Genomic DNA, 203 nt, shown 5'->3' on the forward strand with positions numbered 1-203 from the left:
CTTGCCTGAAGCAACTCGTTTGACTGGCGAAACGTACTCAGGGCACTTTTATAATGTGCCAAGGCTTTTTTATAGGTGCCGTTACGAGAGTAAATCAATGCCAGGTTATTGTAACTAATACCCACTCCATTCAGATCACCAATTGACTTGTTGATAGCTAAGGATTGTTGGTAATAATCTAAAGCTTGTTTGGTATCGCCCAG

At 41.4% G+C, this 203-nt stretch carries 1 protein-coding gene; it reads right to left on the reverse strand.

Annotated features, from left to right (window positions below):
- A partial coding sequence (locus Q0954_RS35020; RefSeq protein WP_299466993.1) for a tetratricopeptide repeat protein occupies nucleotides 1-203 on the reverse strand: 203 nt, incomplete at both ends.

The organism is uncultured Microscilla sp., assembly GCF_947493425.1.
Taxonomy (GTDB): Bacteria; Bacteroidota; Bacteroidia; order Cytophagales; family Microscillaceae; genus Microscilla.